Here is an 18,149-nt window from a genome sequence, read left to right as displayed (position 1 = left end):
GCCGGTGGGGCCTCCGGCGGGCCCTCAATCGCCGGGCGGGCTGGATGTGGCGGGCCCAGGGGTTTGGGCGGGCGGGCTGGATGTGGCGGGCCCAGGGGTCTGGGCGGGCGGGCTGGGTGTGGCGGGCCCGAGGGTCGGGGTGGCGGGCTCCGGGGTCGGGAGGCGGGTGGCGCGGGTCCAGGCGGCCAGGGCTTTGAGGGCCGAGCCGGCCGCCAGGCCCCACGCGGCGCCCTGCGCACCCCCCACCCCGTACCCGCCGAGCATCAGCACCACCGACAGCACCGAGAAGACCACCTGCACGGAGAGCGTCGCCTTCGGCGCCAGCACCCGCAGGGTCAGCAGGGCGCAGGTGCCCAGCCCCATCGCCGCGTACTGCGCCCCGGTCGCCGGGAGCAGGGCGGCCGCCGAGGACCAGGTCTCGCCGAGCAACTGCCGCCCCAGCCGGTCCGGCAGCAGGTACAGCACCGCCGCCCACGCCGCGCCCAGCGTCGCCAGGACCAGCCCGAGCGCCCCCGTCGTACGGACCACCGCACGCTTGCCCCCGCGCCGCCCCAGCATCGGCGGCCCGAAGGCGTTGGCCGAGTTGTACAGGACGTTGAGCGGACCGAAGAGGGTGCTCGCACCGCGCAGCGCGCCCACGGCGAGCGGGGTGGCGAAGACACCGAGCCCGAGCACCGCGAGCTGGCTGGAGCCGTTGCCCACCGCGAACTCGACCACGAACCGCTGCCCGAGGTGCCCCCGGCGCAGGTACGGCCGCAGGTCGGCCCGCGCCCCGCGCACGTACGGCCGCAGCAGCCACAGCCCGAGCGCCAGCGCCGGAAGCGCCGAGACCCCCCACACGAGCACCAGCCGGCCCGGCGAGGCCCCCGACGGCTGGAGCAGCAGGGCGCCCACCACGCACACCAGCCGCAAGGCGTCGGCGGCCAGCGCCCGTTCGGGCGTGCGCAGCGCCGAGAAGCAGTACCGCAGCCCGTCCTGGACCAGGACCAGCGGCAGCACCGCGCCCAGCGCGAGGAACGCCCCCGCGGCCGGACCGGACAGGAGGAGGCCGACGACGGCGAGCGCGCCGCCCACGAGCACCGAGGCCGAGCCGGTGAAGGCCACCGCGGAGCGGCAGACCACCGCCCGCCGCTCCCCGTGCTCCAGGACCACGCTCTGGCCGACGTACGCCATGTTCAGCCCGAGCAGCACGCTGAAGGTCACGTAGACCATGGAGAAAGCGGCGAAACCGGCGGCCGAGGACAGGCGCGCGGCCAGCACCAGCACCAGGATGTTCGTGGCACTGGACGCCGCCTGGTCCAGGACCGAGGAGAGGGCGGCGAGACCGCGACGGCTCATCTGCGGCCCGTGCGGACCGTGCGCAGGGCGACCGTGTCGCTGCCGTCACCGGGGATCTGCTGGTCCGGCTCGGGCAGTTCGCCGCGGGCCGGGGCGGCGGGCGCGGCCGCGGCGGCCGGGACCGCCGACGCCGGCGCGGTCCGGGACGCGGACCGGCGGCCGGACCAGCCGCGCTTCTCGCCGGGCAGCGGCCCGTGCAGGACGGCGCCCAGTACGGTGCCGCCCGCGCCGCTGATCAGCTCGCGGATCCGGGTCAGGTCGGTGCGGTGCACGGCGCGCGGGTCGCAGACCACCAGGACGCCGTCGACCCGGTCGACCAGCGCGAGCGCGTCGGCGTAGGACAGGACGGGCGGCGCGAGCACGACCACGGTGGAGTTCGGGGAGTCGGCCTCCGAGATCAGCCGGGTCGCGCGCGGCGTGGTGAGCGCGCGGGCGACGTTGCGCACCCGCTCGCCGGGGATCAGGTCGAAGGCGCCGGACTCGCCGGCGTCCACGACGAGCTGGCGCCCGTCGGGCCACTCCGGCTCGGCGGGTCCGCCGGTCCCGCCCGGCGGCTGGCTCCAGCGGGGCCGCCCGCCCGCGTCGGTGGGCAGCTGGCTGGCGAGCAGCGGCGTCCGCAGGTCCGCCTCGATGAGCAGGACGTCCTTGCCGGTCTCGGCGAAGGACGCGGCGAGGTTCACGGCCACCGCGGCGGCGGTCTCGCTGCTGCCGCGCGGGGCGACCACGAGCAGGCGCCGGCGGTCGGCGAACCGGGAGTCGTAGGCGAGCCGGAAGGCCACGGACCGGTACTCCTCCGCGAGCCGCGGATCGGCCTCGCCGGCGGCGAGCAGCGGCCCGCCGCCGGTCTTGTCGCGGGGCAGGTTCCCGAGCACCGGGGCGCGCAGGGCCCGCGAGACGTCGCCGTCGGAACGCGGCGCCGGGTCGAAGACCAGCCGGACCCAGGCGGCGAGCAGGCCGAGGGCCAGACCGACGGCCGCGCCGAGCGCGAGCGACATGACGATGCCCGGGCCGTCGGGCCGGGTGGGCGGGGTGGCGGCGCTGGTGACCCGGCCGGGGGTCATGTCGAGCGCGTCGAGCTTGGCAATGTTGCCGTTGAGCTGGCCGACCTTGCTCTGCAGGTCGGTGCGGGAGGAGTAGGCGGCGTCGCGCGCGCTGCCCGCGGGCATGTTGGCTATCTGCTTGACCAGGTCGTCGAGCTGCTTGGCGACCGGGTCGCGCTGGTCCTTGTAGCTCTTGACCATCGCGTCCCGGGTGACGTCGAGGGCGTCGCGCCGCTTGAGCAGGTACGCCTCGGTCATCGCGTTGGCGCGCTTGGCGGCCTGCGCGGGGGACGCGGAGGTGTAGGTGAAGCGCAGCACCATGGTCTGCGGCGGGTTGGTGACCTGGAGCCCCGAACGCAGCGCCGCGAGACCGGTTTCGGGGACGCCGAGCTTCTTCGCGGCCTCGGCCGCGATGGAACTGCTGAGCGCGACCTGCCGCTCGGAGCCGATGTTGATCGCCTTGTCGGGCGCGATGCTCGGGTTGAAGGGGTCGTCGGTGGGCGTGCGCAGGACCACGTCGGCGGTGGCGACGTAGGTGTCGGCGGTCGAGACGCCCAGGTACACACCGCCCAGCAGACCGATACCGATGCCCGCGCCGATGAGCCTGCGGTAGCGCGTCAGCTGGCGGAACTGGTCCCTGAGGAGGTCGGGTTCGTCCTCGGCGGGGACCGCTGCCGGGCGGTTCGTCTCGATCACGGCCGGGGACCCCCAAGTGCTTCGTCCATCAGTGCGTCGATGCGGGCGAGGCCCGCCGCACGGCTCAGGTGAGCCGCCACGTGGCGCGGACCGGCCGCGCCGAGCGCGTCGGCCTCCCACGGGTCGTCGGCCAGCGCGCGTACGGCCTTCAGCAGCGCGCCCGGGTCCTCCGGCGTGACGAGCACACCGGCTCCCGAACGCTCCACCTCCTGGGCGGTACCGCCCCCGGCCGCCACCGAGGCGACGACCGGCCGGCCCGCCGCGAAGTAGGAGGTGAGCTTGGACGGCACGCTCATGTCGAGCACGCCCGCGTGCTGGGTGACCGCGAGCACGTCCGCCGCCGCGAGGATATCGGGGAACTCGCCGTCGGCGGCAGGGGGGATGATGTCCAGGTTGGGCACGTCGGCCGACAGGTCGGCCAGGGCCCCGCGCTGGCTGCCGTCGCCCATGAGGACGAAGCGGACGCCGGGGTCGAGGCGGGCCGCGTCGACGAGGACGTCGAGGCCCTGCTTGAGGCCCATGTTCCCGGAGTGCAGGACCACCGTCTGGCCGGGGGCCCAGCCCAGGTGGCGACGGGTCTCGTCGCGCGGCTTGGCGGGGGCGGGCACGTGCGACCAGTTGGGGACCAGGCGGATCCGCTCCGGGTCCACGCCCATGCCCACGACCCGGTCCACGAAGGTCTCGTGGATGACGCCGACCAGGGTGGCGCGCTTGAGGGCGTAGGCCTCGGCGCGAGCGGCGATCACGGCCGCCCGGTCGCCGCCGCTGATCCCGCTCTGCGCGGCGGCGGCGCCCATCAGGTCCTGGACTACCGGGACGAAGGGGACCTTCCACCGGGCCGCGAGCCGCGCCGCGAGCACGCCGCCCGCCAGGCTGGGCATCTGGGCGAGGACCGCGTCCGGCTTCGGCATCCGTGGCGGGGCCACCGCGCCGTGCAGCAGAATCGATCCTTCAAAAAGGGCCCGCTTGACGGCGGTCTGCCGCGCCGGGACGGTGTGCGCACGCCGGTGCACGGTCACCCCCGCGCGCTTCTCCGTGCGCCGGAGCGCCCCCTTGTACTCCGGTTCGAGCGACCAGGAGGGATAGTGGGGCATACCCGCGAGGACATGGGTATCGTGGCCGATATTCGCCCAGTGCTCCGCGATTTGTGTGGCGTACGGGCCGATGCCCGCGTGCTCGGGAGCGTAATTGGTGGATACCAGCAGCAGGCGCCGGTGACCGGATATGGACACTGAACGTCCCCTTCCCCCCAGGTCGATGCGCTGCACACCCTAATCGTTCACCCGCACGAGGTGGAACGCGCACGCTATTGTCTGCTGATCCGCCGCGCCGGGGGGCGCGGCTTCTGGGGGGTAACACATGACCGAGCAGGACACGTCCGCAGGGGGCGCGCCCGCACGCAGGCCGTACCGGGTCGGCTACGCGCCGGGCGCCTACGATCTCTTCCACATCGGGCACCTCAACATCCTCCGGCACGCACGGAGTCGGTGCGACTACCTGGTGGCCGGGGTGGTCTCCGACGAGATGGCGGAACGCGCCAAGGGGCGCCGCCCGATGATTCCGCTCGTCGAGCGGCTGGAAATCGTCCGCAGCGTGAAGTACGTCGACGCCGCTTTCGTCGAGACGGTCCCCGACAAACTGGAGACCTGGAAGCAGGTCCGTTTCGACGTGATCTTCAAGGGCGACGACTGGCGCGGCACGCCCAAGGGCCAACGGCTGGAAGAGGACTTCGCCACCGTCGGCGTCGACGTCGTCTACTTCCCCTATACCGTGCACACGTCCAGCACCCAGCTGCGCCGGGCCCTGGACGCGCTCGCCGCTCCCGCGCCGGGCCCGCTCAGCGCCGAACTGCGCTGAGTTCGCGGAACCACTTGGCGAGGAACGCCAGCAGGAACAGCGCGGCCACCGCGCCGAATCCCGCGTAGGCCCAGCGGAACAGCTCCCCGCCGCCGAGCAGCAGGAACACCAGGCTGAACACCCCGTAGTCCACGGGCAGCAGCGCCACCGCGCGCAGGGTGGAGGGCGCGGCGGCCGCGCTCCCCGGAGCCGGCCGCGGCTTGAGCTTCTCCGTCAACAGTCCGCCGAAGAAGGTCACCACGGCCGCGAACTGGAAGCCCAGCGGCACCAGCAGCCAGCCGTCCCCGGTGGTCCCGTAGGCCTCCGGGAAGCGGTAGAAGGCGATCAGCACGCAGGTGTGGAGCGCGGTCAGCTTGGCGCAGTCCACGACGTGGTCGAGCCACTCGCCCGCCGCGCTGCCGCCGCCCCGCAGCCGGGCGAGCTGCCCGTCCGCCGAGTCGAAGGCGAAGCCGACGGCGAGCGCCGCCCACACCGCGAAACCGAGCCCCCACGAGGGCCCGGCCAGCGCCACGGCGCCCACGGCGGCGAAGCTGAAGGCGGCGCTGACCAGCGTCACCTGGTTCGGGCTGAGCCCCAGCGCGTACGAACCGGCGGCCAGGTACCGCCCGGCGGGCCGGTTCACGAAGCGCGAGTACAGCGACACCCCCTTCGCCGACTTCTGCGCCCCGCGCAACTCCCCGAGCGCGGCCTTGACACTGGCCATCCGCACAGCCCCTTCGACGACCCCGTTGCCACGCGCGCAAGCGCACGCGTGTACGACGGCACATCATCGCAGGGCGCGCCGCGGCGGCCGCCGCCGCGGCCGGAAAGCCGCCACCGGACCGCCACCGCGCCGCCGCCACGCGGTCGCCACCCGACGCCCCCTCAGGACACCACCCGCAGCAGCACCACCGACCGCGCCGGAACCGTCATCGTCCGCCCGCCCCGGTACCGCACGCCCGGGGCCGCCTCCTGGTCCTCCCGCGAGGTGTCCAGCACCACCTCGTACTCCGCCGCCCACGGCGCCCCCGGCAGTGTCCACGCCACCGGCCGGTCCCCGGCGTGCAGCAGGGCCAGGAAACTGTCGTCCGTCACCGGGTGCCCCCGCTCGTCCCGCCCCGGGATGTCCCGCCCCGACAGGTACAAGCCCAGCGCGGCCGCGGGCGCGTACCAGTCCCGCTCGGTCATCTCCGCGCCGTCCGGGGTGAACCACGCCAGGTCCCGCAGCCCGTCCGCGCCCTGGGGCCGCCCCGAGAAGAACGCCCGCCGCCGTAGCACCGGGTGCTCCCGGCGCAGCCGCACCAGCCGCGCGGTCAGCGCGAACAGCTCCCGCCAGGCCGGGTCCTCCAGCAGGGACCAGTCCACCCACCCCGTCTCGTTGTCCTGGCAGTAGGCGTTGTTGTTGCCGCCCTGGGTCCGGCCGAACTCGTCGCCCGCCACCAGCATCGGCACCCCCGTCGACAGCAGCAGCGTGGTCAGCAGGTTGCGCAGCTGGCGCCGGCGCAGCGCCGCGATCCGCGGGTCGGTGCCCTCGGGCGGTTCCCCCTCGACCCCGCCGTTCCAGGACCGGTTGTCGTTGGTCCCGTCGCGGCCGTCCTCGCCGTTGGCCTCGTTGTGCTTGCGCTCGTAGGAGACCAGGTCGCGCAGGGTGAAACCGTCGTGCGCGGTTACGAAGTTCACCGAGGCGTACGGGCGCCGGCCGCCCCACGCGTACAGGTCGCTGGACCCGGACAGCCGGTAGCCCAGGTCCCGCACGTCGGGCAGCGCGCCCCGCCAGAAGTCGCGGACCGCGTCCCGGTACCGGTCGTTCCACTCGGTCCACAGCGGGGGGAAGGCGCCCACCTGGTAACCCCCCGACCCCACGTCCCACGGCTCCGCGATCAGCTTCACCCGCCGCAGCACCGGGTCCTGCGCGATCACCGCCAGGAACGGCGACAGCATGTCCACGTCGTGCATGGAGCGGGCCAGCGCGGCCGCCAGGTCGAAGCGGAAGCCGTCCACCCCCATCTCCGTCACCCAGTACCGCAGCGAATCGGTGATCAGCCGCAGTACGTGGGGGCGCCCGGCGTGCAGGGTGTTGCCGCAGCCCGTGTAGTCGGCGTAGCGCCGCTGGTCGTTCTGCAGCCGGTAGTAGCCCCGGTTGTCGATCCCGCGCAGCGACAGGGTCGGGCCCAGCTCGCCCGCCTCCGCGGTGTGGTTGTAGACCACGTCGAGGATCACCTCGATCCCGGCCGCGTGCAGCGCCTTCACCATCCGCTTGAACTCGCCGACCTGCTGCCCGGTGGTGCCCGAGGCGCAGTACCCGGCGTGCGGGGCGAAGTAGCCGACCGAGTTGTAGCCCCAGTAGTTGCGCAGCCCCCGGCGCAGCAGGTGGTCCTCGTGCGCGAACTGGTGCACCGGCAGCAGCTCCACCGCCGTCACCCCCAGCTCGGTCAGGTGCGCGAGCGCCGCCGGATGGGCCAGTCCCGCGTACGTGCCGCGCAGCTCCTCCGGGATCCCCGGGTGGCGCATGGTGAAACCGCGCACGTGCAGCTCGTAGATGACGGAGTCCGCCCACGGCGTCTTGGGGCGCACGTCGTCCGCCCAGTCGTCGTCGTCGTGGACGACCACCCCCTTCGGGACGAAGGGCGCCGAGTCCCGGTCGTCGCGCACGGTGTCCGCGATGTACTGCTGCGGCCAGTCCCGCACGTGCCCGTACACCTCCGGGGGCAGCGTGAAGTCCCCGTCCACCGCGCGGGCGTACGGATCCAGCAGCAGCTTCGCCGGGTTGTAGCGGGCTCCCGTCCAGGGGTCCCACCGGCCGTGCACCCGGAAGCCGTACCGCTGCCCCGGGCGCACGCCCGGCACGAAACCGTGCCAGATCTCGTGCGTCAGTTCCGCCAGCGTGCACCGGGTCTCGGCGCCGCCCTCGTCGAACAGGCACAGCTCCACGGACTCCGCCCCCTGCGCCCACAGCGCGAAGTTGGTGCCCGCGACCCCGTCGGGGCCGGTCCGGTAGCGGGCTCCCAGGGGGTGCGAGGAGCCGGGCCACACGGTCGGCCCGGGGAGCGGGCGGGCCCGTACCCGGCCCGCGACCGCCTTGGCGACCTGGGCGCCCACCTGCACGGACACCTGCCCGTCGGCGTATCCGCCGCCCCGGCCGTCCATGTGGCCGTCGGTCCTTTCGGGGGCGTGCGGAACGGATTCCACCGCCTCGTCCTCGGCTGCGCTCGTCACTGCCCGCCTCCACGGCTCCTCGGTACCTGCGGGGGGAGGGAAGGGGGCTGCGGCGTCCCGGCCGCAGCCCACCCCCGTCCGGTCCTCCCCACTGTTCTGCCCGGAACCTGGGCGGCACTCACGTTTCCCCTGGACGGGACGGTCGTTGGACGCACCGTGAGACTTGTGAAGAGGCGGGCGCGGGCCGGGATGGCCGCCGTGGCGGCATGGGCGGGCCTGATGGGCGGAGTCGGCGGATGCACCGAGGGGGGCGGCTCCCCGGTGGAGATCCAGCTCCCGGGGAAGGCCAGATCGCCGCAGGAAGCCATCCGGGTCACCCCGGAGGACAACGCCAAGGGCGTGCCCGCCGAAGGGCCGCTGACGGTGCACGTGCCCGAGGGGCGCCTGGAGCGGGTCGTGGTCACCAAGGTGGAGGACGCGCAGGAGGAACAGGTACCCGGATCGATCGATCCCGACGGCCTCGGCTGGCACCCCGACGCGGGCGCCGGACGGCTCGCGCTCGCCGCCAAGTACACGGTGGACGCCGTCGCGGTCGACGGCCACAACCGCCGCCAGGCCCGGCACACCAGCTTCACCACCTACGTCCCCGAGGAGCGGTTCATCGGCTACTTCAAGCCCGAGAACCGCTCCACCGTCGGCACCGGCATGATCGTCTCCTTCACCTTCAACCGGCCCATCAAGAACCGCGCCGAGGTCGAACGGGCCATCACCATCACCGCCGACCCCGCCGTGGAGGTCACCGGCCACTGGTTCGGCGACGAGCGGATCGACTTCAGGCCCAAGGAGTACTGGAAGCCCGGCACCGAGGTCACCGTGGACATGAAGCTCCGCGACGTCGAGGGCGCCCCCGGCTCGTACGGGGTCCAGAGCAAGCGCGTGAGCTTCACCGTCGGCCGCCGGCAGATCTCCACCGTCGACGCGGCCGCCCACACCATGGAGGTACGCCGCGACGGCCGGCTGCTCTCCACCCTGCCGATCAGCGCCGGGGCGCCGAAGAACACCACCTACAACGGCAAGATGGTGGTCAGCGAGATGTTCGACGTGACCCGGATGAACGGCCAGACCGTCGGTTTCGGCGGCGAGTACGACATCCCCGACGTCCCGCACGCCATGCGGCTCACCGCCTCCGGCACCTTCCTGCACGGGAACTACTGGGCCAGCCCCGACACCTTCGGCGCCAGCAACACCAGCCACGGCTGCATCGGCCTGCGCGACGACAAGGGCGGCGGCTCGGACACCCCGGCCGGCTGGTTCTTCGACCGGACCCTGGTCGGGGACGTCGTCGAGATCGTGAACTCCCAGGACAAGACGGTCGCTCCGGACAACGGCCTGAGCGGCTGGAACCTCTCCTGGCCGGACTGGGTCGCGGGCTCCGCCCTCGGCTGAGCGCGGACCGATCGAGTGATTGTCCGACCGGGATGGCCCTGGCCGGGAGTGTCGGTCCGCGCGGCTCGCCGGACCCCGCGTCCAGCCTGTCAGCGCACACAGCGCCGACAGCGGCAGCAACGGACGGAGCGTCATGTCAGCAAGGAAGTGGACCCTCGGGCTCGCGATCGGGGCCGTACTGGCCGCCGGGGCGCCCACGGCCCTGGCGGCCGGACCCGGCGGTTCCGGGGGCTCCGGCGGCGCCGCGGGCGAGCGCCCGTCGGCCGCCGTGCGGGCACCACTGCCGGGCGGGCTGGGTCCGTGCGTACCGGGCGACTGTCCGGACCCGTACCCGCCCATCGGTGTCGACGGCGTCGCCAAGGGCCGCGACAACGGCGTCAACATCTTCGTCGGCGGCGACTTCCTGGTCCGCGAGCGCGCCGCCGAGGCGGAGGGCCGGGTCGTCGTCCTCGGCACCTTCGACCAGGACAAGGCGGCCGGGGCGAGCAGCGCGTACAACATCGGCGTCGTCGGGGCCGGTTCCCTCGTCCCGCCGCCGGTCGGCGCCGACTTCCTCACCACCGGCCGGGACGTGCACATCGCCGCGGGCGAGCGGCTGATCTCGGACGGCGGCGTGGTGCGGCATGCGGGCGCCGCGCCCGGCCCCGGCACCATCACCGGCCCGACGGTCCAGGACCCGGCCGCCGCGACCCCGTACGCCCCGCTGCGCGACCGGCTCACCGCCGCCAGTACCTGTTACGCGCACCCCGGCGGGCAGCGCCGTCCCGCCACCGGCACCGTCCGCAATCAGAACGGCACCTTCGTCTTCACCGGCGACGACACCTCGGCCCTCCAGGTCTTCGAGGTCGACGCCGACCTGGTCGGACGTAACAACGGCGCGATCGGCGTCCGCTTCGCGCGGATCCCGGCGGGCGCCACCGTGCTCGTCAACGTGTACGGCACGACCCGGACCATCAGCACCTTCAGCGGCAGCATCAACGACACCGGCCCGGGCGCCGACGCGTGGAACGCGCTGCGCACCCGGCTGCTGTGGAACTTCCCCGACGCCACCGCCGTGCACCTGAACGGCAGCGGCCAGTTTCAGGGCAGTGTGCTGGTCGGCGCGCAGGCCTCGGCCACCGAGGTCACCCTGCCCGGCATGAACGGCCGGTTCTTCACCACCGGCGACCTCACGCACACCGGGATCCGGGGCGGGGGCGGCGGTCAGGAGTTCCACGCCTATCCCTTCGACGGCGACCTGCCGGACTGCGCGCCCCCGGTGGTGCGCGGCGCGACCTCCGTCCTCAAGCAGGACGCCGACGGCAAGCCCCTGGCCGGCGCGGCGTTCGAGCTGTGGCACGAGACCAACGGCCGCCCGGGCGCCCAGTTCACCGGCCCGGACGCCGACACCAAGGTCGAGGAATGCGTGACCACGAGCACCGGGCTGTGCGAGCACACCGGCCCGCTGGGCACGTACTACTGGCGCGAGACGGCCGCGCCGGCCGGCTACCTGCTGCCCGCGAACCCGGTCCACCCGGTCCGGCTGACCCCGCAGAACGCGCAGGACGGCGTCCGGGTCACCGCGGTCAACGAGAAGGAAGCGGTACCGCCCGCCACCGTCAAGGTGGTGCTGCGGAAGACCGACGAGGACGGCGGCGCGCCCCTGCGCGGCGCGCGGTTCGAGCTGTGGAAGGAGACCAACGGACGCCGGGACCTCCAGACCACGGCCGCCCAGGGCACCGGACCCGACACCAGGCTGCCCGGTGAGTGCGTCACCGACGCCCAGGGCGGCTGCACCGTCGAGCTGCCCGTCGGCGCCACCTACTACTGGCGCGAGACCGGGACGCCCGAAGGCTACGAGCGGCCCGCCGAGCCGGTCACCGCCTTCGCCCCGGACGAGGGGGACGTCAAGGACGGCCTCGTCGTCAACGTCCCGAACCGCAGGGTGCCCGACCCGCACACCGGCACGATCAAGGTCGTGAAGCTGGACGAGAAGACCGGGCGGCCGCTGCGCGGCGCGGTGTTCGAGGTCTGGAAGGAGACCAACGGCACCAAGGGCCTCCAGCACCGCGGCATCAACGCCGACCGGCGGGTCACCGAAGGCTGCGCCACCGACCGCGACGGCGTCTGCACCTTCCCGCGGCTCTCCGACGGCTACTACTACCTCGTGGAGACGGACGTCCCCGAGGGGTACAAGGTGCCCCGGAACCGGGTGACCGGCCCGCTCCACGTGGACGGGCGGACCCCGGACCACGTGTACGTCCAGCGGCTGACCAACGCGCGCGACCACCACGGCAAGGGCGACGGCGGCAAGGGCCGCGGCCCGGACCGCCGGAGCCCGCGCGGCTGACCCGGAGCGGGCGGCCGGACGGCTCCCGGATGCGCCGGTGGGGTGACCCCGTCACCGCATCGGCGCATCCGCGCGCGCCGGGACGGGCCCGCCGGGGTTGGCTGGCACTGCGAGCCCGGCCCGCGGGCCGGCGGGGTCAGGAGGCGGCATGGCGACAGGCGCGATACGCGGGGCGGCCGCACTGGCCGCGGTGCTGGCCCTGGCCGGCCCGGCCCGGCCCCCGGTCACGGAGCACCCCCCGGAGGCGGCGGCCGTCGCCTTCCCGGTCGCGCAGGGCGCGCCCGAGGCTCCCTGCACCGCCCGCACCGGCCCCTACCAGCGCGAGCTGGAGGCGTACCTGCACCGGCCGGTCGACGGCGTCCAGAGCCCGGCGGACTGCGCCGCCATCCGCACCTTCCAGCGGGCCCAGCGGCTGCGGCCCGCCGACGGCTACCCGGACCTCGGGACCTACCGCACGATGGTCGCCGTCCAGGCCCGGCCCGACCCCAACGCGCAGGGCCGCTGCCCGGTCCGCCCGCACCGCGTCACCTGCGTGGACATGGACCGCCAGCTGCTGTGGGTGCAGCGCGACACCGAGGTCGTCTTCGCGCCCGTCCCGATCCGCACCGGCCGCGACAGCGAGGAGACGCGGCCCGGCTGGCACGAGGTGTACTGGCGCAGCGAGGACCACCACTCCACCCTGTACGACAACGCCCCCATGCCGTACGCCCAGTTCTTCGACGAGGGGCAGGCCATCCACGGCCACCGCGGGAACCTCTACAACTACAGCGGCTCGGCGGGCTGCGTGAACCTCACCGTCCCCGACGCGGCCCGCCTGTGGGACCTGCTGACCGAGGGCGACGCCGTCTACGTCTGGGGCACCAAGCCCGGCACCGAGGACTGACCGCTCCTTTTCCCTGTTCACAGGCGTTTGGGACGGAACGGTGACACATCCGTTTCCTCATCCCGTCCCGCCGTGTGATTCCATTTCGCCCAGCGCGCGACTGTCCGCGCGTCGGGGACATGGGGGAGAACAAGAGTGAACCTGCAGCCGATTCGCGGCCGCTTCCGCACCGGCCTGCCGGCCCTGCTGCTCGGGGCGGCCCTGCTGCTCACCACCGGGTGCAGCGGCGCGGGCGACACCACCGGAGGCGGCGGCGGGGACAACGGCAAGGGCGGCGGCGCGAACGGCAGGACGGGTACCGAGGCCTCGCAGGCGACGGTCACCATAAAGCCGGACGACGGTGCCAAGGAGGTCGCGACCAGCGGCGTCCTGAAGATAACCAGCACCGGCGGCAAGCTCACCACGGTGACGGTCGCCGATACGAAGGGCAACGCGGTCGAGGGCAAGATGGCCCCGGACGGCGCCAGTTGGGAGCCCGCCCGCAACCTCGGCTCGGCCACCGAGTACAAGGTGCACGCGGTCGCCAAGGACGGCGCCGGGCGCGAGTCCGCGAAGGACATCGCCTTCACGACGCTCACCCCGACGAACACCTTCGTCGGCCACTACCTGCCCGAGGACGGCGACACCGTCGGTGTGGGCATGCCGGTCTCGATCAACTTCAGCCGCGGGATCACCCATCCCGAGGCCGTGGAGAAGGCCATCACGGTGACCGCCGAGCCGCCGGTGCCGGTCGAGGGCCACTGGTTCGGCAACGACCGGCTCGACTTCCGCCCCGAGAAGTACTGGGCGGCGGGCACCAAGGTCACCGTCAAGATCGCCCTGGACGGCGTCGAGGGCCGCCCCGGCGTCTACGGCAAGCAGACCCGCACCGTCTCCTTCAAGGTCGGCCGCTCCCAGGTCACCACGGTCGACGCGAGCGCCCACCAGATGCAGGTCGTGCGGGACAACGTGGTCCTCAAGGACGTCCCGATCACCGCGGGCGCCCCGGCGACGACCACGTACAACGGGCAGATGGTCATCAGCGAGAAGTACAAGGTGACGCGGATGAACGGTGCCACCGTCGGCTTCGGCGGCGAGTACGACATCTCCGACGTCCCGCACGCGATGCGCCTGTCGAACTCCGGCACCTTCGTGCACGGCAACTACTGGGCCTCCTCGGACACCTTCGGCTCGGAGAACGTGAGCCACGGCTGCGTGGGCCTGCGCGACGCCCGCGGCGCCGGTGACGACGACATGCCGGCCGCGTGGTTCTTCAACGAGTCGCTGATCGGTGACGTGGTGATCGTGAAGAACTCCAAGGACAAGCAGATCGCTCCGGACAACGGCCTCAACGGCTGGAACATGGACTGGGCGGAGTGGATCAAGTAGCGCGTACGGAATGAGGAGTGGCCCGGTGCTGTGATCCACGGCACCGGGCCACTCCTCGTTAACCCCCGCTAACCTTCGCCGTATGACCCTCACTCTCGAAGTCTCGGCAGGCGTCGGCACCATCCGCCTGGACCGTCCGCCCATGAACGCCCTGGACGTCGCCACCCAGGACCGCCTGCGCGAGCTGGCGGCCGAGGCGACGGACCGCGCGGACGTGCGCGCGGTGATCCTCTACGGCGGCGAGAAGGTGTTCGCCGCGGGCGCCGACATCAAGGAGATGCAGGTGATGGACCACGCGGCGATGATCGCCCGGTCCCGCGCCCTGCAGGACTCCTTCACCGCCGTCGCGCGGATCCCCAAGCCCGTCGTCGCGGCCGTCACCGGCTACGCCCTGGGTGGCGGCTGCGAGCTGGCGCTGTGCGCGGACTACCGGATCGCCGCCGACAACGCCAAGCTCGGCCAGCCCGAGATCCTGCTCGGCCTGATCCCGGGCGCGGGCGGCACCCAGCGGCTGTCCCGGCTGATCGGTCCCTCCAAGGCCAAGGACCTGATCTTCACCGGGCGGATGGTGAAGGCCGAAGAGGCCCTGGCGCTGGGCCTGGTGGACCGCGTGGTGCCCGCTGCCGAGGTGTACGAGCAGGCGCACGCCTGGGCCGCCAAGCTCGCCCAGGGTCCGGCGATCGCCCTGCGCGCCGCCAAGGAGTGCGTGGACGCCGGCCTGGAGGCGGACATCGACACCGGCCTGACCATCGAGCGCAACTGGTTCGCGGGGCTGTTCGCGACCGAGGACCGCGAGCGCGGCATGCGCAGCTTCGTCGAGGAGGGCCCGGGCAAGGCCACGTTCCGCTGAGCACGCGGGCCGCGGTGGGGGGCGCCCGGTACGGCGTCCTCCCTGCGGGTGGATTAGCCAGGCCTTAAGGGAACCTTAAGAACCTGTGGAGATCGACTCTGGGTGATGATCTCGCAGCGGTAAGTCATCGCAGGTGGGGAGCGTGTAACCACGCTCCGCTTGCCGTCGGCATATGACGGGACGCCCTCCGGAATGAAGCATTCCGAGGGGGCGTTTTCGCGCGGAACCCCACCGGGGGAGGGCTCGGCCCTTCATGATGGACGCATGGCGGGCCTGGAGGGTGTGGAACAGCCGCGGCAGCGCAGCAGCGCTCCCGCCGTACGACCGACGGCGGCTCTGGAGGACGAACAGGGCCTGAAAGCAGTGGAGTTGTACGGCAGTCCGGCCGACGGGGAGGTGACCCTGCCCTCGCTCCCGGAGTCCGCGGCCCTCGCCCGCCGGCTCACCCAGCACGTGGCGTCCCGGCTCTGGGCGCTGTCCCCGCAGACCGCCGAACACGCCGTGCTGCTCGTCTCCGAGCTCGTGGGCAACGCGGTCCGGCACACCGGCGCCCGCTCCTTCGGTCTGCGGATGCTGCGCCGCCGCGGCTGGATCCGGATCGAGGTGCGCGACCCCTCGCGCGGGCTGCCCTGCCTGATGCCCGTCCACGAGCTGGACACCACGGGCCGCGGGCTCTTCCTGGTCGACAAGCTCTCGGACCGCTGGGGCGCCGACCTCTTACCGCGGGGCAAGACCACCTGGTTCGAGATGCGGGTCCTCGACCGCTGAGGCCGCGGACCGCTCCCGGCAACGCAGAAGCCCCCTGTCGCCGTAGTGCGGCGCTTCGGGGGCTTCATGGGTGAGCCGAGGATCGAAGGGGGTGTGATCCTCGGCTGCGACTTCGCTCGGGTCAATGGGGAAGCCGTGGTTCCGACTATGGCAGACGAGGGGCCGAACGCCAAAACCCCCAACTCGGACATAAGTGTGTATATCCTAAGACTTTCTATCTAAATCCTAGGTGAGGTGGGCCACTCACCTCGTAATCAGTGAATAAATATCGACCGCTCCGCGTGAATCGTTGATCACATAGCGGACAGTCCCCCTTCGGTCCCGCTTCGGTCACCATCCCGAATTGGGTCAATCATTACCTATCGGGCCAATCACCCCTTAAATGGGCAGGTGCTCTGTTACCCAGACCGTCGTACGGCCCTGCGCGCCGGAGCGGCGGTCGCCGCCGGGGCCCTCACCGCCGCCTGCGGGACGGGCCGCCCCGCCGCCCCGCCCGCGGCGCCGCCCCCCGCCACCCGACCGGCCGCCGCGCACGCCCCGGCCCCCGCCCCCCGCCGGTTCCCCGGACAGCCCGTCGAGATCGTCCACGGGGCCCGGGACAGCCCGGCGGTGGCGCTCACCTTCCACGGGAACGGCGAGCCCGCCATCGCCCGCGCGGTCCTCGCGGAGGCGGAGAAGGCCGGGGCGCGGGTGACCGTACTCGCCATCGGCAGCTGGCTCGACGCCCACCCGGAGCTGGCCCGCCGGATCCTGGACGGCGGGCACGAACTCGGCAACCACACCCAGCGCCACCTCGCGATCAACGCCCTGCCCGAGGCGGAGGCGTACGCCGAGATCACAGGGTGCGCGCAGCGGCTCAAGCGGCTCACCGGGTCCATCGGCACCTGGTTCCGCCCCTCCCAGACCCAGTACGCCAGCCCCCTGGTGCGCACCCTGGCCCAGCGGGCGGGATACCCGCACGTCCTCTCCTACGACGTGGACTCCCTCGACTTCACCTCACCCGGCGCCGCGGCCGTCATCCGCAACGTCACCGGGCCGATCCTCGGCGGATCGGTGGTGAGCCTGCACTTCGGCTACGCGGACACGGTCGACGCGCTGCCACCCCTCCTCGAAGACCTCGCGCGCCGCAAACTGCGCGCGGTGACCACCACGGAGCTGCTGACCTCATGACGACCCACCGCCTTCCCCGGAAAGCCACCGTGCTGCTCGCCGCACTGGCCCTCACCGCCCTGGCGGGCTGCGGAGCGGCCGACAAGGGCGAGCCCGAGGCGCTCGGCTCCCGCGGGCCGGCCCGCCCCGTGAAGGCCGTTCCGGCCGCCCCGCCCGGACTGGCCGGAATGCCGCCGCTCCTCGCGCCCGACGACGTGTACGCGGCCGACCGGCCGAACCAGCTCTCGCCCGTCGTCAAGAACTTCCCCTCCCGCGTCTACGTGCCGAACACCAGCTCCAACACGGTGTCCGTCATCGACCCGGCGACGTACAAGGTGATCGAGACGATCCCGGTAGGCGTCCAGCCGCAGCACGTCGTGCCCTCCTGGGACCTGAAGACCCTGTGGGTGAACAACAACCGGGGGCACACGCTCACCCCGATCGACCCCGCCACCGGGGAGGCGGGCAAGCCCGTCGAGGTGCACGACCCGTACAACCTCTACTTCACGCCGAACGGCAAGTACGCCATCGTCATGGCCTCGATGGACAAGGAGCTGGTCTTCCGCGATCCGCACACCATGGACCGCGTCAAAACCGTCCCGGTGACCTGCTTCGGGGTCAATCACGCCGACTTCTCGGCGGACGGCCGGTACTTCATCGTCTCCTGCGAGTTCTCCGGTGAACTCCTCAAGGTCGACACCGAGAAGATGGAGGTCATCGGCCAGCAGAAACTGCCTTTCGAGGGCGCGATGCCGCAGGACGTCAAGGTCTCCCCGGACGGAAAGACCTTCTACGTCGCGGACATGATGGCGCACGGCATGTGGGTCCTCGGCGGCGATGCCTTCGACACCCCCAAGCTGCTGCCCACCGGAAAGGGCTGCCACGGCCTGTACGTGAGCCGTGACTCCAGGGAGATGTACATCTCCAACCGCGGCGAGGGCAGCATCTCGGTCTTCGACTTCAAGCAGAACCGGCTCACCAAGAAGTGGGACCTGCCCGACGGCGGCAGCCCCGACATGGGCGGCGTCTCCGCCGACGGCAAGGTGCTGTGGCTCTCGGGCCGCTACAACTCCGAGGTCTACGCGATCGACACGGCCGACGGCCACCAGCTCGCCCGCATCCCGGTCGGCAGCGGCCCGCACGGCCTGGCCGTCTACCCGCAGCCCGGCCGCTACTCGCTCGGCCACACCGGCATCTTCCGCTGACCCGGCGCCGCCCGGCAGGACCGGGCGGGGCGGCGGCGCGGCATGACGGTGCCCCGGGGATCCGCCGATCCCCGGGGCACCGTCA

Annotated in this window: 14 protein-coding genes; 9 read left to right on the top strand and 5 right to left on the bottom strand. The window is 72.9% G+C overall.

From position 1 onward, the window contains the following. Window positions 1-24: 24 nt before the first annotated feature. From ABZY31_RS26090 to ABZY31_RS26080, 3 genes are read right to left on the bottom strand one after another with little or no spacing between them, the layout of a single operon-like run. Entirely contained in the window at window positions 25-1,338 is a 1,314-nt protein-coding gene (locus ABZY31_RS26090; RefSeq protein WP_356414587.1) for a hypothetical protein, read from the bottom strand. Beyond that, entirely contained in the window at window positions 1,335-3,074 is a 1,740-nt protein-coding gene (locus tag ABZY31_RS26085; protein WP_356414584.1) for a lipopolysaccharide biosynthesis protein, read from the bottom strand. Before ABZY31_RS26085 ends, ABZY31_RS26090 begins: the two co-directional genes overlap by 4 nt. Beyond that, window positions 3,071-4,276: a glycosyltransferase family 4 protein gene (locus tag ABZY31_RS26080; RefSeq protein WP_356414599.1), complete on the bottom strand. Its 1,206-nt coding sequence runs from the start codon at window positions 4,274-4,276 to the stop codon at window positions 3,071-3,073. The genes ABZY31_RS26085 and ABZY31_RS26080 overlap by 4 nt, the downstream gene beginning before the upstream one ends. A 157-nt stretch (window positions 4,277-4,433) precedes the next feature. Here ABZY31_RS26080 and ABZY31_RS26075 point away from each other — a divergent pair, with 157 nt between their 5' ends. Further along, window positions 4,434-4,931 carry an adenylyltransferase/cytidyltransferase family protein gene (locus ABZY31_RS26075; protein WP_356414581.1) on the top strand — a complete coding sequence of 166 codons (498 nt, stop codon included), beginning with the start codon at window positions 4,434-4,436 and terminating at the stop codon, window positions 4,929-4,931. On the opposite strand, the gene ABZY31_RS26070 is transcribed toward ABZY31_RS26075, so the two are convergent. Both ABZY31_RS26070 and glgX read right to left on the bottom strand, forming a co-directional pair. Continuing rightward, window positions 4,912-5,634 carry a CDP-alcohol phosphatidyltransferase family protein gene (locus ABZY31_RS26070; RefSeq protein ID WP_356414578.1) on the bottom strand — a complete coding sequence of 241 codons (723 nt, stop codon included), beginning with the start codon at window positions 5,632-5,634 and terminating at the stop codon, window positions 4,912-4,914. The two genes, ABZY31_RS26075 and ABZY31_RS26070, sit on opposite strands and share 20 nt — an antisense overlap. A 161-nt stretch (window positions 5,635-5,795) precedes the next feature. Continuing rightward, a complete protein-coding gene (gene glgX, locus ABZY31_RS26065) occupies window positions 5,796-8,126 on the bottom strand; it encodes a glycogen debranching protein GlgX (RefSeq protein ID WP_356414575.1) in 2,331 nt (776 codons plus the stop codon). 156 nt (window positions 8,127-8,282) lie between these two features. On the opposite strand from glgX, the gene ABZY31_RS26060 reads away from it, so the two are divergent. The 8 genes from ABZY31_RS26060 to ABZY31_RS26025 all read left to right on the top strand — a co-directional run bounded on the left by ABZY31_RS26060 (window position 8,283) and on the right by ABZY31_RS26025 (window position 18,064). Continuing rightward, the gene (locus ABZY31_RS26060) at window positions 8,283-9,512 is read left to right on the top strand and encodes an Ig-like domain-containing protein (RefSeq protein ID WP_356414572.1); all 1,230 of its coding nucleotides are present in this window, start codon (window positions 8,283-8,285) and stop codon (window positions 9,510-9,512) included. A 133-nt stretch (window positions 9,513-9,645) separates the two neighbouring features. After that, window positions 9,646-11,841, top strand: coding sequence for a choice-of-anchor A family protein (locus ABZY31_RS26055; RefSeq protein WP_356414569.1), 2,196 nt, complete (start codon window positions 9,646-9,648; stop codon window positions 11,839-11,841). Between the two features lie 148 nt (window positions 11,842-11,989). Beyond that, window positions 11,990-12,724, top strand: a complete 735-nt coding sequence (locus tag ABZY31_RS26050) for a L,D-transpeptidase family protein (protein WP_356414566.1) — start codon at window positions 11,990-11,992, stop codon at window positions 12,722-12,724. A gap of 141 nt (window positions 12,725-12,865) precedes the next feature. Further along, a complete protein-coding gene (locus tag ABZY31_RS26045) occupies window positions 12,866-14,092 on the top strand; it encodes an Ig-like domain-containing protein (protein WP_356414596.1) in 1,227 nt (408 codons plus the stop codon). Window positions 14,093-14,174: 82 nt separating this feature from the next. Continuing rightward, the gene (locus tag ABZY31_RS26040) at window positions 14,175-14,942 is read left to right on the top strand and encodes an enoyl-CoA hydratase-related protein (protein ID WP_356414563.1); all 768 of its coding nucleotides are present in this window, start codon (window positions 14,175-14,177) and stop codon (window positions 14,940-14,942) included. 264 nt (window positions 14,943-15,206) lie between these two features. Continuing rightward, complete coding sequence (locus tag ABZY31_RS26035) at window positions 15,207-15,710, top strand: ATP-binding protein (protein ID WP_356414560.1); 504 nt, start codon at window positions 15,207-15,209, stop codon at window positions 15,708-15,710. Between the two features lie 390 nt (window positions 15,711-16,100). After that, window positions 16,101-16,880 (top strand): polysaccharide deacetylase family protein, encoded by a 780-nt coding sequence (locus ABZY31_RS26030; protein ID WP_356414557.1) that lies wholly within the window; start codon window positions 16,101-16,103, stop codon window positions 16,878-16,880. Beyond that, window positions 16,877-18,064, top strand: coding sequence for a hypothetical protein (locus ABZY31_RS26025; RefSeq protein ID WP_356414554.1), 1,188 nt, complete (start codon window positions 16,877-16,879; stop codon window positions 18,062-18,064). Before ABZY31_RS26030 ends, ABZY31_RS26025 begins: the two co-directional genes overlap by 4 nt. Window positions 18,065-18,149 lie beyond the last annotated feature (85 nt).

The organism is Streptomyces sp. NPDC006529 (genome assembly GCF_040611795.1).
GTDB lineage: Bacteria > Actinomycetota > Actinomycetes > Streptomycetales > Streptomycetaceae > Streptomyces.
This window is presented reverse-complemented; position numbering and strand designations above follow the sequence as displayed.

What these genes read in the sequence shown, in the direction of transcription:
- ABZY31_RS26055 (WP_356414569.1), top strand. Translation starts at nt 9,646, where the DNA reads ATGTCAGCAAGGAAGTGGACCCTCGGGCTCGCGATCGGGGCCGTACTG.
- ABZY31_RS26035 (WP_356414560.1), top strand. Translation starts at nt 15,207, where the DNA reads ATGGCGGGCCTGGAGGGTGTGGAACAGCCGCGGCAGCGCAGCAGCGCT.
- ABZY31_RS26025 (WP_356414554.1), top strand. Translation starts at nt 16,877, where the DNA reads ATGACGACCCACCGCCTTCCCCGGAAAGCCACCGTGCTGCTCGCCGCA.
- ABZY31_RS26090 (WP_356414587.1), bottom strand. Translation starts at nt 1,338, where the DNA reads ATGAGCCGTCGCGGTCTCGCCGCCCTCTCCTCGGTCCTGGACCAGGCG.
- ABZY31_RS26070 (WP_356414578.1), bottom strand. Translation starts at nt 5,634, where the DNA reads ATGGCCAGTGTCAAGGCCGCGCTCGGGGAGTTGCGCGGGGCGCAGAAG.
- ABZY31_RS26075 (WP_356414581.1), top strand. Translation starts at nt 4,434, where the DNA reads ATGACCGAGCAGGACACGTCCGCAGGGGGCGCGCCCGCACGCAGGCCG.
- ABZY31_RS26050 (WP_356414566.1), top strand. Translation starts at nt 11,990, where the DNA reads ATGGCGACAGGCGCGATACGCGGGGCGGCCGCACTGGCCGCGGTGCTG.
- ABZY31_RS26040 (WP_356414563.1), top strand. Translation starts at nt 14,175, where the DNA reads ATGACCCTCACTCTCGAAGTCTCGGCAGGCGTCGGCACCATCCGCCTG.